We start from the raw sequence: 15,677 nt of genomic DNA, 5'->3' as shown, positions 1-15,677 counted from the left end.
CGTGACGATCATCGACAACGCCGTCTACCTCCACGGCCTCCGGATCCTGGAACCGGCTTCCGTACTCCAGACCAGCGAAGCCATGGACGAGACCGGCGGCATGGCCTGGGTCGGGCTCTACCGGCCGAGCCAGGAGGACATGAAGGACGTTGCCGCGGAGTTCAATCTCCACCCCCTGGCCGTCGAGGACGCCATCACCGCCCACCAGCGGCCCAAGCTGGAACGCTACGACTCCACGCTGTTCACCGTGCTGCGTCCGGCCCGCTACGTCGACTCCAGCGAGACCGTGGAGTTCGGGGAGCTCCACATCTTCACCGGACCCGACTTCGTGGTGACCATCCGCCATGCGGAGACCCAGGGTGTCGCCGCCGTGCGCCGCCGCCTGGAGGACGATCCGGAACTGCTCGCCATGGGCCCGGAATCGGTGCTGTACGCCCTCCTGGACAAGGTGGTGGACGACTACTCGCCCGTGGTGGCCGGCCTGGAAAACGACATCGACGAGATCGAGGACCAGCTCTTCTCCGGGGATCCCGCCGTGTCCCGGCGCATCTATGAGCTCACCCGTGAAGTGATCCAGTTCCAGCGGGCCATCCAGCCCTTGCCTGCCATGATGGAGGCCCTGGAGAAGGGCTTCACCAAGTTCCAGGTCAACGTGGAGCTGCAACGCAACTTGCGGGACGTCAAAGACCACGTGGACTCCGTGATCGCCCGGGTCAACGCCTTCCGTGAAATCCTCCAGAACGCGCTGACCCTGGACGGCACACTGACCGCCAACCGGATGAACGAGGTCACTCTCGCTCAGAACGAGCAGGTCAAGAAGATCTCCGGCTGGGCGGCCATCTTCTTCGCCCCGTCGATCGTGGCCGGGATCTACGGCATGAACTTCCACGAGATGCCGGAACTGGCCTGGCCTTTCGGATACCCGATGGCGGTCTTCATGATGATCGCTCTCGCCGGCCTGCTGTACCTCATTTTCAAGAAAAAGGGGTGGATGTAGGGGGCCGGGGCCACCCAGCGTCCACTCTGTCCGAGGAGTCCTGATGACCATCGACGCCGATCTCCTGGCTTTCGTCCGCGTGCTGTCCGACGGCGGCGATGACGATCAGGCCGTGCGGATCCTGGAGGCCTCGTTCGAAAACCTCGATCCCGCGCCGGACGAGCCGGCGGCGCTCCTGTATGCCGAAGCGATGGCGCTTCTCATCCGGCTCGGCACGACGCCCGAGAACTACTCCGTCGTGCCGGAGCGGCTCAGCCTGCTCGCCTCGCTCCTCCAGAACCATCGCACGCCTTCCGTGCGGGAGGCCTTCGCGCTCACCGAGCTGGACGCCATCGAATGGGTCCACGGAACCGAGCCTGACGCGATCGTCATGGTGGACGTGTTGCGGGCCGCGGAGAGCTTCGCGGAACGGTACTCCGCGCCGGAGGAGATGCCAGGGATCCGGCGGGCACGGGCCGAGGCCACGCTGACCGCCTGCCTGCTGGCACGTCATCTGGGCCGTGAGGAATCCGAGGTGGCCCTCGGATTCGAAAGCCTGGCGATCTCCTTGACCGGGGAAGCCGACACGAGGATGAGGGTACTGCGGCTGCACGCTCTCCTGGAGGCCTCACGGATCCGCCTCGGGCTCGACGACGAACGGCCCCAGAGTCTGGAACTCCTGCGTCGGGTGATCGACGAAGCGGTGACCCTGCCGGAGGCCCGCGTCCTCCTGCATCGTGCCGCAATCCTTCTCGCGGAGACTGAACGGGACGTGGAGACGCTTCGGCACATCGCCGACGTCGTCCTCGCCCTGCCCCTCATGGAGGATTCGCCCGGCGGCTTCGCCCTCCAGACATCCTTCCTGGACGAGATCCTGGCCCTGTTTCCGGACGAACTGCGTGAGGCCGAGTCTGAAGCGCGTTTCCGCTCCCTGATCGACCGCTTCGCCGTCCACCCCGATGACGCGATCCGGGACGCTCTGCTCTGGGCAGCGCTGCTCCGCTACGGCAGACAGGGCGAAGCGTCGTCACGGACGGCAACCGCCCTGCGGCTCCTCAGCCATCTCGATGCTGCCGTGTCCCGGGACGAGAGCTCCGTGACCGCGCCGGCGCGGCTGCGAATCCGCGCCCGGCGTGCCGAGACCACCGCAGCCCTCGGAGACCCGGCCGGCGCCATCGTACTCGCTGAGGAACTGATCAAGCGATTCCCGACGGCGGAACATGACGCACGCCTGCGCGGCCCGTTCGCCACGGCCGAGCTGGAACGGGCTCTTCGGCTCAACGATCTGGGCCGCCGCGACGACGCACTCCGCCTGCTCGGCAGCATCCCGGCCCGGTTCGCCGCCGACAGGGAGTTGCCGGAGGCCTCCCATGTCATCGCCCAGGCCTTGTACTGGGAGGGCCGCTTCCTCCGAGAAGCCGGGAGGATGACCGAGTCTCAGGCGTCCGTGGAGACCGTCCTGCGTCGATTCGCGACCGCGGAGGAGGGCGAACTGCGTGTCCCCGCCGCGAATGCGCTCTTCTCGCTGTGGCAGTCCTCCGATGTGACCGGCTCGGAGCAGGCCGCCGCACGGCAACGGTTCCAGGAACTGTTCGCCGAGGATTCAGAACCGCATATCCGAGGCCTCGACGCCCGGCGCCTCCTGGTTCAGGCCGCTCATGAGGCGGAGGACGGAGACAAGGCCACTGCGGTGGCCACCTTGGAGGCTCTTCTCGCACGCCACGACGAAAGCCAGGATCCTGACGTTCAGGACACTGTGCGGCTTGCGCGGGAGAACCTCGGAATTCTCCGGGTCCCTGTGCTCTCTGAGGGAGGGGCCGAGGCGAGGAACCGCTACAGGGAGCTGAGGGAGCGACTGCACGACGCCGAGGAGGCCATGGCGGGGAACCGCATGGAGTACGCCGAGGCGGGACTCCTCGGGGTCTCCGAGGAGGCGGCGAAGTCCACCGACCCGACGACCGTGCTGCTCGGGCTGGCCGCTCTCGATGTGCTGGGCGGCCTGCTTGAGGATGCTGCACGCTGGGAGGAACTGTCCATCATCGCGGCGCGTGCCGCACAGACCAGGGACGGGCTGGACACCCGTGCAGCCCGCGTGAATGCCCGCGCCCGGCTGCGCCTCGCCAGGGCCCACCAGGAACTGGGAAACACGGCCTCCGCACTGGAGATCTACGAGGACCTCGACCGCTTCGCAGCGGACTCTCAGGACGGGGACATCGTCAGCGCTCGGGAAACCGCGCTGTACAACCGGGCCATTCTGCTGGACGACATGGGTGACGTCCACACGGCCCTGGCCGCCTATGACCGGCTGCTCTGGGCGCAGCAGTCAGCTGTCACCTCGGCAGAGCGTCGCCTCCGCGCCGTCAAGGCCCTGCGCAACAAGAGCCTGCTTCTTGAACAGCTCGCCTTGCACGGCGACGCTGCAACGGCTCACCGCCAGGTACTCGACATCGCGGGGTCCTCCCCGGAGCCGGCGCTGCTGCCACGGGCACGCCTATCGGCCTTCGCACTGGCCGGCTGCTTCGCACGGCTCGGCGATCACCGCGCGGCCGCGGAGACCTATGCCTGGATCGGCTCGGCCGGTCACCTCGGCTTCTCACGGGAGGAGCTTCGTCAAGCGGCAGGCTTTGCGAAGCTCGCCCGCCGGGAGGCCAAGCGACAGCAACGGTAGCGGGCTGCACCGACCGCCCTCGGACACGCGAAAGCCCCGCCCGGTTTGTGCACCGGACAGGGCTTTTTTGTGGAGCCTAGGAGATTCGAACTCCTGACCTCTTCGATGCGAACGAAGCGCTCTACCAACTGAGCTAAGGCCCCGCAGTCCCGCACTCGGCGGAACCAACTGCTACAGACTACAGAGAATCCGTGGCAAGTTCAAAAACGCGCTCAGGCGCGTCGGCGCTGCAGAATCGCGTCCAGATTGCGCAGCGAAGACTGCCCGGATCCGACCATGGCGACCTTCACGCCACCGGCCTGAAGCGCCTTCGAAAGGTCGGGTTTGAGGGCGTCCTTGATGAGGCTCTTGCCCTCCGGCTTGGGGGTCTCCGGCATGGCCAGGGGTTCGGGAGCAGGGCGCTCGGCCTTCGGAGCGTCGACGTACAGCGGCTTCGGCACCTCAACCGGCTCCCAGGTGCTCGCCGACGCGGTCTCGGCATCGCCGATTTCCCGCGCCACGGCAAGCGCCGCTTCACGCAGCTCCTGTGCCGTCAGAGGCGCCTCCTCCGGCTCGTCTGCGGCAGGAGCGACGTCGAAAGGCTCGCTCGGCGACGTGCGGGGGTTGGAGGGCACGACGTCGTCCGTTCGCACGACGACAGGCGCCATGGCTTCCTCAAAAGCACGCTGGACGCGGCGTTCCCGGTCCTTCTTCGCGAGGTGGCGCAGCGACGCCACACAGGCCGCCGTGACCGCCAAGCAGATGACCGGGGCCCCGAAGGACAGCACCGAGAAGACCGCCAGCAAGGCGACGATGGGCACGGCCACGAGAGAAGCGGCCCCGAGCAAGGCGATGGCTGCCCGGCCGGTCTTGATCCGCGGACTCCGAGTGTGCCCGGGGAGGGGAAGCTGCTCTGGCTCGTCCATGGGCACGGTCTCGTCCTCCTTGCGCTCTTTCTGCCGACTGCTCGTGGTCCTGGACTGAAGCATCGTCACCGACGTTTCGCCCTGTTCCTGCACTGCCTCCGCAACGGGCTGAACTCGAGCCCGGCGTTTCAGGAGTACAGGAGCGATCCCCAACAGCCAGAACGCGACAGCGGCCACCAGGACCACTGAGCTGCTGATGGGGAAATCCACAATCTTCACGTTAGGGGGTGGTCATCACGGCCCCGGCCATTTGACCTAGTGTGTCGCCCACTTCGACAGGAAAAGACGCAAGTCTCTCAGCGGGCGGCAACCCAACGCCGCAGAAGCCCTTCAGGGACCTCCTCGGCGGTCAGAGCGAAACTGTGATGGTCCGCCCAGACCCCGTCGATATGCAGGAAGGCGGGACGCAGACCTTCATAGCGGAATCCCAGCTTTTCAACCACGCGGAGACTCGGCGTGTTCTCCGGCCGGATGTTGATCTCCATCCGGTGCAGCCCGAGCTCCTGGAAACAGAAGTCGGTGGCGAGGGCGACCGCCGTGGGAACGATCCCCCGGCCGGCTCTGTCCCGATCCACCCAATAGCCGAGCGTCGCCATCATCGCCGAACCCCACAGGATGTTCGAGACGGTCAATTGCCCGACGATGGGAGGCACCCGGCCAGGGCTCTGCCGCTCCGTGATGACGAACGGCAGAGCACTGCCCTGTTTGGCTTGGGTCTTGAGCGAGGAGACCATGTCCCGATAGCTGGGAAGCCTGCCGCCCGGAACTGGATTGCTGGCTTCCCAGGGTTGCAGCCACTCCCGATTCCGTTGCCGGACGGCAGTCCATTCGGAACGGTCCTGCTGTCGGATCGGCCGAAGGATGATGTCACCGTGCTCAAGCGTGACAGGCCAATAAGGGACGTGGCGCACCGGCGGCGGGCTAGATCGTCGCGGTGAACTCGCCCAGCCAGGAACGCAGGCCGGGGCCCAGATCTTCGCTCTCAGAGGCCAGCTGAATGACGGCTTTGAGGTAGCTCAGCTTGTCACCCGTGTCATAACGACGACCTCGGAAGACCACGCCGTACACGCCGTAGCCCTCGCCATCGCCCGCTGCCAAAGTCTGGAGCGCATCGGTCAGCTGGATTTCACCGCCACGGCCGGGCTCGGTGCGCTCCAGGACCTCGAAGACGGCGGGGTGCAGGACGTAGCGGCCGATCACGGCCAGATTGGACGGCGCGTCCTCGACGGCCGGCTTTTCCACCAGCTTGTTGACACGGACGAAGTCCTGCCCGTCGACCACGCTGATGTCGGCGCAACCGTAGGCGCTGATCTGCTCCGGTTCGACCTCGATGAGGGCTACCACGGAACCACCGGTCTCCTGCTGGACCTTCATCATCGTGGACAGGAGCTCGTCCCGGGCGTCGATCAGGTCATCGCCCAGAAGGACTGCGAAGGGCTCGTCACCAACGTGCTGCTGCGCGCGAAGCACGGCGTGTCCGAGGCCCAGCGGGTCACCCTGGCGCAGGTAGTGGATGTCGGCGAGGTTGGTGGACTCCTGGATCGCCGAAAGCTTGCGGGCGTCGCCCTTGGCTTCCAACGTGGCCTCCAGTGAGGGAACCCTGTCGAAATGGTCTTCCAAGGCTCGCTTGCTGCGCCCGGTGATCATCAGGACGTCGGTGAGACCGACGCTCGTGGCTTCCTCAACCACGTACTGGATGGCCGGCTTGTCCACCACCGGCAGCATCTCCTTGGGCATGGCCTTGGTGGCAGGAAGGAATCGGGTCCCCAAACCAGCCGCAGGAATGACGGCTTTGCGAATCTGCTTCTGTGCACTCACACGACTAATCTAGCGGATGGAGCGGCCAGGCCCATGGTCGCGACCTTTTGAGGCGAAAAGGCGGTCCCCGAATGATCCCGGACAAGTCCACGGCTCGTGCCGCGATCAGAGCACGACGCCGGGCCGCCGCCGTCAGCCGCACCGCGGACGACGCCGCCCTGCTCGCCGAACGCTTCGCCGCGAACTCGATCGCCTGGCTCCGGGATGCGCTGCACCACGACTCGGAAGACCCCGCGGCACTGCGAGGCGCCGCCGTCGCCTGCTATCTCAGCGGTCCGCTCGAGCCCCCGACGGATCGATTGCTGGCCCTGCTTCACGAACAAGGGGCCACAGTACTGCTGCCGGTCTGCCGCCCGGAACACGTCATGGATTGGGTCAGCTGGCGCCCGGGCGTCCCAATGCACCGCAGCCCCTACGCTCCGGTGGACGAACCCGATGCCGCCGGGCTCTCGCTCTCGCAAGTTCTCGCCGATCACGGCATGGACGCCATCCTCCTGCCCGCCACCGGAATCGACTCGAATGGCAACCGCTTGGGTCAAGGCGGGGGCTACTACGACCGATTCCTGGATGCCCTGACCCTGACCGGACACTCCTGCCCCGGCGCGGCGCTGATCTTCGAAACGGAGTTCGTCACCCCCGGCACCTTCCCGGTGGAAGTCTTCGACGCCCCAATGGACGCAGTCATCACGGAAGAACGCTGGCTCCGGCTGCCTCGCTGACACCACCGTGCGCTCTGGGCAGCCTTTGGTAGAATTGGCACTCGGAACCCGCGAGTGCCAATCAAAGGGGTTCCGGGTTCCCAGAGCCGAGGAGATTCCGTGCCTACATACGCCTACACCTGCAAAGACTGCGGTCACGATTTCGAGATCGTCCAGTCCTTCAGTGATGACTCGCTGACCACCTGCCCTGAATGCGGTGGCAGCCTGCGCAAGAAGTTCAACAGTGTGGGCGTGGTGTTCAAGGGTTCCGGTTTCTACCGGACCGATTCGCGGGGTTCCTCGGGGAGCAGCAGCACCGTGCCCGCAGCGAAGCCCGCCGACAGCGGAACCGCCTCCACGCCGGCCCCCGCCACGGCCACCAGTGGAAACTGACCCGGCCGTCTTCTCCACATAGGCGGGGCACCCCGCCGATCGGTCCACGCCGGGTCCTAATCTCGGCACATGAGAACACTCCGCCCGGACGGGCGACCCCATCCCCGGCTGAACGACATCCGCCGAAGGGTCCTCCGGCATAAACGACTGCTCGCCGCGATCATGTTGACCATTTCGGCAAGTCTGCTGGTGTATCAACTCACGCCTGAACCGGCCCAGCGCGAAGCCGTGGTGGCCGCTTCCTCCGATCTGCCCGTGGGGACCACCCTGAGCCGGGAGAATCTCACGCTCATCCAGCTGCCGGCTCAGGCGATCACACCCGGCGCGTTCCGAGAGGTGGACCGGCTCGTTGGCAGGAGCCTCGCGACGCCTCTCAAACGCGGCCAGCCGCTCAGCGATGTCTCGTTGCTCGGGCCGGGTCTGCTGTCCGGAACCGCCCCGGGGACCAGCGCGGTGCCGGTCCGCTTGGCCGATCCGCAATCCCTGAAGGTCCTCTCCCCCGGACAGCTCGTGGACATCGTGCTCAGCCAGGATGGGGAAGCCGGATCCCGCGGCACGTCCACCGTCGTCGCTTCCAGACTCGCCGTCCTCTGGCTCGGGAAAGACGGATCCTCCGACGGTTGGCTCGGGACAGGCGATGCAGAGGGTCTCCTCGTACTCGCCGCCAGTCCTTCGCAGGCGCAATCGCTGGCCGGGGCCGGCATCGGCGGAAAACTCTCGTTCGTACTGGTCCGATGAGCCGCGCAGACGGCGAGCAGCTCAGTCCCAGTGCGGCGGTCGCTGCTCGCGGAGCCAGCGTTCGCGTTCCAGGGTTCCAGAACCGTCGCCCCAGGAGACGTCTTCGTCTTCCCGGGCCTTCGTCGGCAGCACTCCCTCGGAGGCGGGCTGAGACGTGGCGGACCGATCCGAGACACTCTTCCCGCGAGCCCCTTCCTCGGCAGAAGGGACCGGTTCCTCAGAGGCCACCGTCTTCTCCAGAGCCTGCCCGGGAGCGCGCTCCGACGGGAAAGCCATGACGGGAGGCTGATCGGTGGCCCTGTTCAGGCGAGTGGCCTGCACCGTCGCCCTCCGCGAACGACGGGACGTCACTCGTCCCCGTCGTCGTGCAGTGTCACCTGCTGCATGAACCCAGTGCTGGAGTCGCCCCGCTCAGGGTGCTCTTCACCATCCAGATGCAGATAGGACGCGATCCGGTCCGCACACAGCGAAGGATCGGTGAAGACCTCGATCGTCCAGAGGGAGACATGCCGCCAGCCCATGCGTTCGAGGTGCTCGGGACGCAGCCTGCTACGTTCCCTGATGCTCAGCGCACGGTACGCGGCCGTGCCGTCCGACTCGATCGCCACGGGAGTGGGGATATCGGAATCGTCCTTCCCGATGGTGTGCAGAGGGTCTGCTGCCGCCACCACGTCGATGGCCCCGTCGTACTGGTGCCAGACCCTGGCACCACGCACACGCAGCCGGTCCGCCAGATCCGCGACGAGGGCATCCTCGCCGAGAGCCGGATCGGTGGACGCGGCACGCGAGGCATGACTGCCCAGCGAGAAGTTGCCGCCCAGCTCACGGTCCAGGAGGTCGTAGAAGTCCGCGGCTCCATGGTTCAACCGGCCCCTGTCCAGATCCTCAGGACGGAAGCAACTCAGGATGTGCAAGTGCTGGCGGGCCCGGGACATCGCCAACGCGAAGCGAGCCCGCCCACCCTGCACGGACAGTGGCCCGAAGCTGTGCAAGGCCCGCCCATGCGGCGTCCGTCCGAAACCGAGAGAGAAGATCACATGATCACGGACCAGGCCCTTGGCGCGCTCAAGATCCACCACACGGAACGACTCCGGTCCAGCACCCTGGAAGAAGTCGGCGAGCAGTGGGTGATTCGGCAGCTGGAGCCGGATCGCCTCCCCGATTCTTGCGGCATGCCCCAGGGTGGTCGTCACCACCGCCAACGAACGACGAGGACGGGTCCGCGCATGTTCGAAGACCAGGTCCACCACCCGGTTGACCTCAGCCGCCACCGACTCGACGGCCTCTTTGCCGGGCACGGGCAGACCGGTGCCGTCCGCGAGATACTCAACGACCACATCACGGTCAAGGCCGGTGACTGCATGGCCGTCAGGCAGACGGTTCAGGCGGTCGTGGTAGAAGGAGCGGCTCAGCTGAAGACTCAGGTCCTCGTCCACCGAACGATAGGCGTGCCGCAGTTCCACGCCGGGCAGCACCGCCTGGAGGGCGTCCAGCGTACTGTTCAACGGCCTGGGGTCCCCCTCGCCGTCGGCGGCACGTTCCACCGCAGCGGAGAACGCGCGCGGGGTACCGATGCTGGCATCACCGAAACTGATCACCTGGGTGCCGCGGGCGATCGCCGGGAGAGCGCTCCGCAGTGCTATGGACTCGGCGTCGACGAGCACGACCGCGTCGAAATGAATCCCGGCCGGCAGCAGACGCGACAAGGCGTGGGGGCTGACGGTCCAGATGGGAACCAGGCTGGACAGCAGCCCGGGGGCCTGTGCCCACAGGGCCGCCATGCTGACGCGGCCGTCTTTGAGGAGGCTGCGCAGCAGTTCTGCCTGCCGTGTCTCGGTCTCCAGCAGGGCACCCCAGCGCTCGGCCAGCGACCACTTGAGCCGCGCAGCACCGCTCGCGATGTGTGCGCTATCCGCCAGACGGAACTCGCCTTCGGTCTTGCGCAGGCTCTCGCCGTCGGACATGGCGAGGTAGTCGTCCCCGCTGATCATGGCTTCCAGCACCGACTGCCACCAGGCCAGATCGAGTTCGGCGCTGACGGCTTCGGCAGGCACCTCGCGTGCGGCGAGGTCGTCCAGAAGCTCATCCAGTCCCTGCCCGCGGAGGCTGTCCAGGATCAGCGTCCGCTCCGGAAGCGTCTCCAGGGCTGCCGTGTCGGCGCTCAACGCCGCGAGGCGCTGTTCCAGCTCCGCCAAAGGAGTGTCCACGAGCGCGCTGCCATCAGCAGTCCCTTTGAGGGCCTCACCGAGAGCGTGGAGATCCCTCGCCACATCGGCGTAGCGTGTGTCCAGTTCGGCCAGACCCGACGGCACCACCGGATGCCGCTGGGATGCCGCGTATTTGGACCACTGCTCGCGCTGTGCCTGGACCTCCTTCAGACTTTCGTGAAGGTCCAGGATGTGTACCCCGGGGCGCACGAATTCCTTGGCGTACTTACGCAGCTTCGCCCGGCCGAGGCTGGTCATCTCGATGCCGCGCTCCCGCCGCCAAGCGCTCGGAGCCGTCGCGGCGATGAAGTCGTGGACATCTCGGTCGAAGATCTCCACGGAGAAACGGCTCAGGCTGTCACGCATGCCGAGGAACAGCTCGAGCTGCTCGCCCCACTGCACGAACGTGGCGCCGAGGTGCAGCTGGGCCTGTTCGGCGAACTCCTCCATACGGCTACGCAAAGCAGGGACGGATTCATTCAACCGCGCTGCGGTCTCATGCGCCTCCTGAGCCTCTTTGCGGGTCAGCAGACGGGCCCCATGCCAGCGGCTGGTCACCGTGGAGCGGGTGAAACTGCCCAGTTCCGCAGCCCGTACCAACTGCCCTGCGGTCTCTTGCCGATCCTTGATGCTGTCCAGAACACTGCGCTTGAGCCTGACGGTGGTCCCCGGAGTGGTGTCCGTGGCCACGGCCTGGGCCAGAGCCTGCATCGCCTGATACGGCGAGCAACCCCAGCGCGGCCGGACATTGTGCAAGGACGCGACATGTTCCGCCAGAGCGTGCCGACGCTCCCGGATCGTCTGGTGCAGTTGGGCCAGCTGTGGCTCTTCCGCCTTCTCGTTGCGGACGATCGCCTGGATGAGTTGCGCCTTGAGCTGTGCCGGAGCACTCGAGGCACCGAGGGACAACACGAGGGAACCGAGACCGAGCGCCGAGAGCCGCTCGGTGAGCTCCTGCAGAGACGTTCTGCGCTCGCCCACCACCAGGACCGACTTACCTGCCATCGCCAGCTCGCCGAGTGCGTTGACGATCGTCTGCGTCTGTCCGGTTCCCGGAGGAGCGGAGACGACGACGGACTCGCCCGCCCGGATCACGTCCAGGGCGAGCTGCTGGGACGGATCAGCGTCCAGCAGGAGGAACTCCTCTTCCGGATCCCTCTCGTCGAGCGGGGCGAACTCATCCGCGGTGACAGGCGCCCTGGGTTCCGCCGCCTCAGGATCCGCCAGGGCCGCGATGACGGGATGCGCATCGTTGATCCACGGATCATCAAGGTTCTGGGGCAGGTCTGCGAACGTGGAGACCAGGAGATCGTGTCCCACCTCGCTGCCGTGAATCGGAGCGAGCACCGTCTCCATCCGCTCCAGCACGGGCTGGGGATCGAAGCGTGCGGTGCTGTAGGCGAGCCGTGCGAGGGCCGCCGAGTCGAAGACGATACCGTGCACGGTCTTCAAGTGGCGGATCAGGGCCGGGTTGATGTTCGCCTGTTCCATGACTTGAAGCTCATAGTCATCACCGCCGGGCCGGAGACTGAGGTTCACGGCGGCGAGCAGGATCGGGGCGCTGACCCGTTGGGGCTTACCCCCGACAGCGGAGGTCCAGACCGCGGTGCCGGCGGCGAGATAGCCGACGTCGAGCCCCCGGTCCTGATGCATCTCGAAGATCTTGGCGCGGATGTTCCGCGCAGACCGCGCCGCCTGCTTGTAGTCCTGCGATTCCCGGACGAGGGTGGACAGCCGGGTCTTACGGCCGGCCATCAGCTGCGCCAGGCCCGAAGGGTGCGCATGTGCCAGGTCGATGACGCCGTCGGACGTGCGTGAGAAGCGCAGGAGAGTGTCCGGACCGGCGACGGCCGCGAACCCGGAGAGCCAACGGCTCAGCTCCTCGGAGCGTTCTTCGGATTGGGGTGTGTCCGCCACGGGTTCCTTCTTCTTCTCTGCACTGGCACGTGAGGCTCTTGACCAGATGGGCATACCTTCGAGGGTATCCGCCCCGGACCTCACCGTCGTCTTGCAACGCCCAAGAAAGGCCAAAGCACAGCGAAAATCCGGGCGAACGCACCGTGGCCGGCCCGCTGCGAAGCGGACCGGCCACGGCCTTCAACTACTGGGGATCACTCCCACTCGATGGTTCCCGGCGGCTTGCTGGTCACGTCGAGCACCACGCGGTTGACACCGTCGACCTCGTTGGTGATCCGATTGGAGATCCGCGCCAGGAGGTCGTACGGCAGTCGCGACCAGTCGGCCGTCATGGCGTCCTCACTGGAGACCGGACGAAGCACGATCGGGTGACCGTAGCTACGGCCATCACCCTGCACGCCCACGCTGCGGACATCGGCCAGGAGTACCACCGGCATCTGCCAGACTTCCTGGTCCAGACCGGCCGCAGTCAGCTCGGCACGAGCGATGGCGTCGGCCTTGCGGAGCAATTCGAGACGTTCGCCCGTGATCTCACCGACGATGCGGATGCCCAGGCCGGGTCCGGGGAACGGCTGACGTCCCACGATTTCGGCGGGCAGGCCGAGCTGGGCGCCGACGGCACGGACCTCGTCCTTGAAAAGGGTGCGCAGCGGCTCGACGAGCTCGAACTGCAGGTCCTCCGGCAGGCCGCCCACGTTGTGGTGGCTCTTGATGTTGGCCGTGCCCTCGCCACCGCCGGATTCGACGACGTCCGGGTACAGGGTGCCCTGGACGAGGAACTTGATGCTCTCGCCCTCGGAAGCCGCCTCCGCGATGATCGCACGCTCGGCCTCTTCGAAGGCACGGATGAACTCGCGGCCGATGATCTTGCGCTTGGTCTCGGGGTCGCTGACTCCGGCCAACGCGTTCAGGAACCGGTCCTGTTCGTTGGCGACATAGAGCTTCGCACCGGTGGCCGCGACGAAATCGCGTTCGACCTGCTCGGCTTCGCCCTCGCGCAACAGCCCATGGTTGACGAACACACAGGTCAGCTGGTCGCCGACGGCGCGCTGCACGAGAGCCGCGGCGACGGCGGAGTCGACGCCGCCGGAGAGCCCGCAGATCACACGGGAATCGCCGATCTGCTCGCGGATACGCTCCACCTGCTCCTCGACGATGCTGCCCGTGGTCCAGTTGGGCTCAAGGCCCGCACCCTTGTAGAGGAAGTTCTCAAGGATCTTCTGACCGCCCTCGGAGTGCTTGACCTCCGGGTGCCACTGGACACCGAAGAGGCACTTCTCCTCGTTGGCGATGGCCGCGACAGGTGCTCCGGCAGTGGTGGCCAGGACCTGGAAGCCCTCCGGGGCCTTGCTCACGGAGTCGCCGTGGCTCATCCACGACTTGTGATCGGTCACGCCCTGCAGGAGAGGGCTGTCCTGGTTGAGAATGGTGGTCTCCGTGGAGCCATACTCACGCAGGCCGGTCTGGGCGACCTCGCCACCCATGGCCAGGGACATGCCCTGGAAGCCGTAGCAGATGCCGAGGACGGGGACACCGGCCTCGAAGAGGTCCCGCGGGACCGCGGGTGCGCCCTCCGCGTAGACGCTGGAAGGGCCACCGGAAAGGATGATGGCTGCGGGGTTCTTGGCCAGGAGTTGTTCGGTGCTCAAGGTGTGCGGAACGATCTCCGAATACACCTTCGCTTCACGCACGCGGCGGGCGATGAGCTGCGCGTACTGGGCACCGTAGTCAACCACCAGCACGGGACGCTGGGAAGTCTGAGCGGCGGGGGAAATGGTCACCCATCAAGGATACGTGCCCGCGGGCCCTGCCCGCACGCCAGGGGGGGCCGGGAGGTTGCGCGACTCACACCGAAGCGCCCCCAGACCCCTGCCGAAAGCGTTCGACGGCGGCCGCTGCGGCCGCCGTCGAACGTCTCAGTAGCGACTGACGGACTGCGGGGAGGCTGCGAGTTCGGACTCGACCTCGGAATGGGTCTTCTTCTCCACGATGAAGGAGAGGAAGGGCACGACGCCACCGAGTGCGAGCACCACGAGCTTGGCGAACGGCCAGCGCATCAGGCTCCAGAGGCGGAAGTTGGAGATCAGGTACAGCACGTACATCCAGCCGTGCACGATCAGCACTGCCAGGGAGAGGTTGACTCCGCCGATCACGCCTGCCGGATCCGCGGAGGCCAGACCGAGGATGTTGGCCTTGCCGCTCGCGGCATCGGTGCCGCCTGCGAACAGGAACTGTCCGAAGCCGTAACGCAGAATGAGTTCCACGCAGAGCAGCAGCAGGAACGTGCCGGTGGTGTAGGCCAGTACCTTGTAGAACTTAAGAGCAGAGCGGATCTGCTGAGCCGTGCCGCCGAAACGACGGGGACGGGGCTGAGGTGTGCCTGCGGGCTTGGGGTCGATCATTCCTTGCTCCTGTGATTCATGGTGGTCTCCTGCTGTTCGCCGCTCGCCCGTTCGTCGTTCGCCTGGGCGAACACCGCGGCGTCCTCAGCGTCCTCCAGCTGCCTCTGGTAGTCGTCCTTGACCAGCCGCCACCAGATGAAGAGTGCGAATCCTGCGAAGACCACCCATTCAACGGCGTAGAAGATGTTGAGCCAGTTGACGCCGTTCTCATCGGGAACCGCCTTGAGGTTCAGCGCCCTCAGATCCCCGTTGTCCTGGGCTCCGACGTTCTGCCCGTTCTGCAATTCCTGGCTCGCCCCGACGAAGCCCTGGTAGCTGGAGACGTCCCAGACATTGATGAGTTCGGCGACGGAGAGGTTGGCGTAGGTCTGTTCAGGTACCTGGTGCGTGACGGTGGGTGCCTCGGACGCCACCAGCCGGCCGGTGAGTGCGATCTCTCCCTCCGGGGCGCGGGGCGCCTTGCCGGGGTCGGCCACCCAGCCCCTGGCCACCGGGATCCAGGTCGTCGCGGTCGACTTCGTACCCGCCAGCTTCGGAGCGCCGTCGACGGCGAACGCCGTCACCACCCAGAAACCGGAGCCGCCCTGCAGCAGACGGTCCTTGATCAACACCTGACGCGCGGGATCGTAGTGACCCTTCAGGGTGACCATCTGATCCGATGCCGTCGAGGGGAAGAACGAGCCGGGCTTGAGTACTTCAGAAAGCGGTTTGGGTGTCTCCAGGGAGGTGTCGGGGGCTTTTTCGTTCTCCGTGGACCGCCCGAACTGCCATTGGCTGAGAAGTACGAACACCGTCGATACGAGGAGCGCGAAGAGCAGTCCAGCGATCCAACGCGGCTTGAGGGCAGTTTTCAGCACCATTCCACCGTACTTGCTGAACCTCGGAATTCCCCAAAAGGGCCATCACCCCCAGGAGCACCCTCACGCCCCGTGATTCAGCCATCCCCGAAGGGTGA

At 66.3% G+C, this 15,677-nt stretch carries 13 protein-coding genes and 1 tRNA gene; 5 read left to right on the top strand and 9 right to left on the bottom strand.

Annotated features, from left to right (window positions below):
* Position 1: 1 nt before the first annotated feature.
* Complete coding sequence (gene corA / locus ACIPXZ_RS01365) at positions 2-997, top strand: magnesium/cobalt transporter CorA (RefSeq protein WP_400590331.1); 996 nt, start codon at positions 2-4, stop codon at positions 995-997.
* Between the two features lie 43 nt (positions 998-1,040).
* On the top strand, positions 1,041-3,644 hold the full coding sequence (locus tag ACIPXZ_RS01360; protein ID WP_400590330.1) for a tetratricopeptide repeat protein: 2,604 nt from the start codon (positions 1,041-1,043) through the stop codon (positions 3,642-3,644).
* Between the two features lie 70 nt (positions 3,645-3,714).
* Here ACIPXZ_RS01360 and ACIPXZ_RS01355 read toward each other — a convergent pair.
* The 4 genes from ACIPXZ_RS01355 to galU form a co-directional block, all read right to left on the bottom strand.
* Positions 3,715-3,787: transfer RNA gene (locus ACIPXZ_RS01355), tRNA-Ala, on the bottom strand.
* 69 nt (positions 3,788-3,856) lie between these two features.
* Positions 3,857-4,759, bottom strand: a complete 903-nt coding sequence (locus tag ACIPXZ_RS01350; RefSeq protein WP_400590329.1) for a hypothetical protein — start codon at positions 4,757-4,759, stop codon at positions 3,857-3,859.
* 86 nt (positions 4,760-4,845) lie between these two features.
* Complete coding sequence (locus ACIPXZ_RS01345; protein WP_400590328.1) at positions 4,846-5,460, bottom strand: GNAT family N-acetyltransferase; 615 nt, start codon at positions 5,458-5,460, stop codon at positions 4,846-4,848.
* A 10-nt stretch (positions 5,461-5,470) separates the two neighbouring features.
* Positions 5,471-6,367 (bottom strand): UTP--glucose-1-phosphate uridylyltransferase GalU, encoded by an 897-nt coding sequence (gene galU, locus ACIPXZ_RS01340; RefSeq protein ID WP_400590327.1) that lies wholly within the window; start codon positions 6,365-6,367, stop codon positions 5,471-5,473.
* Between the two features lie 71 nt (positions 6,368-6,438).
* On the opposite strand from galU, the gene ACIPXZ_RS01335 reads away from it, so the two are divergent.
* The 3 genes from ACIPXZ_RS01335 (at position 6,439) to cpaB (ending at position 8,196) form a co-directional block, all read left to right on the top strand.
* Entirely contained in the window at positions 6,439-7,086 is a 648-nt protein-coding gene (locus tag ACIPXZ_RS01335) for a 5-formyltetrahydrofolate cyclo-ligase (RefSeq protein WP_400590326.1), read from the top strand.
* Between the two features lie 99 nt (positions 7,087-7,185).
* Positions 7,186-7,458 carry an FmdB family zinc ribbon protein gene (locus ACIPXZ_RS01330; protein WP_400590325.1) on the top strand — a complete coding sequence of 91 codons (273 nt, stop codon included), beginning with the start codon at positions 7,186-7,188 and terminating at the stop codon, positions 7,456-7,458.
* A 69-nt stretch (positions 7,459-7,527) separates the two neighbouring features.
* A complete protein-coding gene (cpaB, locus tag ACIPXZ_RS01325) occupies positions 7,528-8,196 on the top strand; it encodes a Flp pilus assembly protein CpaB (RefSeq protein WP_400590323.1) in 669 nt (222 codons plus the stop codon).
* 21 nt (positions 8,197-8,217) lie between these two features.
* On the opposite strand, the gene ACIPXZ_RS01320 is transcribed toward cpaB, so the two are convergent.
* The 5 genes from ACIPXZ_RS01320 to ACIPXZ_RS01300 all read right to left on the bottom strand — a co-directional run bounded on the left by ACIPXZ_RS01320 (position 8,218) and on the right by ACIPXZ_RS01300 (position 15,582).
* Entirely contained in the window at positions 8,218-8,472 is a 255-nt protein-coding gene (locus ACIPXZ_RS01320) for a hypothetical protein (protein WP_400590321.1), read from the bottom strand.
* A gap of 71 nt (positions 8,473-8,543) precedes the next feature.
* Complete coding sequence (locus ACIPXZ_RS01315; RefSeq protein WP_400590319.1) at positions 8,544-12,320, bottom strand: AAA domain-containing protein; 3,777 nt, start codon at positions 12,318-12,320, stop codon at positions 8,544-8,546.
* 194 nt (positions 12,321-12,514) lie between these two features.
* Entirely contained in the window at positions 12,515-14,062 is a 1,548-nt protein-coding gene (gene guaA / locus ACIPXZ_RS01310) for a glutamine-hydrolyzing GMP synthase (protein ID WP_400590599.1), read from the bottom strand.
* 174 nt (positions 14,063-14,236) lie between these two features.
* Positions 14,237-14,722 carry a DUF3817 domain-containing protein gene (locus ACIPXZ_RS01305; protein ID WP_400590318.1) on the bottom strand — a complete coding sequence of 162 codons (486 nt, stop codon included), beginning with the start codon at positions 14,720-14,722 and terminating at the stop codon, positions 14,237-14,239.
* Positions 14,719-15,582, bottom strand: coding sequence for an SURF1 family protein (locus ACIPXZ_RS01300; RefSeq protein WP_400590316.1), 864 nt, complete (start codon positions 15,580-15,582; stop codon positions 14,719-14,721). Before ACIPXZ_RS01300 ends, ACIPXZ_RS01305 begins: the two co-directional genes overlap by 4 nt.
* Between the last annotated feature and the right edge of the window lie 95 nt (positions 15,583-15,677).

Origin of the sequence: Arthrobacter sp. NPDC090010 (assembly GCF_044748305.1) — a bacterium.
Lineage (GTDB): Bacteria > Actinomycetota > Actinomycetes > Actinomycetales > Micrococcaceae > Arthrobacter_E.
The sequence above is the reverse complement of the archived record's forward strand: the minus strand, read 5'-3'. Positions and strand labels throughout refer to the sequence as shown.

Excerpts from the sequence above, each read along its gene's own strand:
- ACIPXZ_RS01335 (WP_400590326.1), top strand. The coding sequence starts at position 6,439 with ATGATCCCGGACAAGTCCACGGCTCGTGCCGCGATCAGAGCACGACGC.
- ACIPXZ_RS01320 (WP_400590321.1), bottom strand. The coding sequence starts at position 8,472 with ATGGCTTTCCCGTCGGAGCGCGCTCCCGGGCAGGCTCTGGAGAAGACG.
- ACIPXZ_RS01300 (WP_400590316.1), bottom strand. The coding sequence starts at position 15,582 with ATGGTGCTGAAAACTGCCCTCAAGCCGCGTTGGATCGCTGGACTGCTC.
- ACIPXZ_RS01360 (WP_400590330.1), top strand. The coding sequence starts at position 1,041 with ATGACCATCGACGCCGATCTCCTGGCTTTCGTCCGCGTGCTGTCCGAC.
- ACIPXZ_RS01305 (WP_400590318.1), bottom strand. The coding sequence starts at position 14,722 with ATGATCGACCCCAAGCCCGCAGGCACACCTCAGCCCCGTCCCCGTCGT.
- cpaB (WP_400590323.1), top strand. The coding sequence starts at position 7,528 with ATGAGAACACTCCGCCCGGACGGGCGACCCCATCCCCGGCTGAACGAC.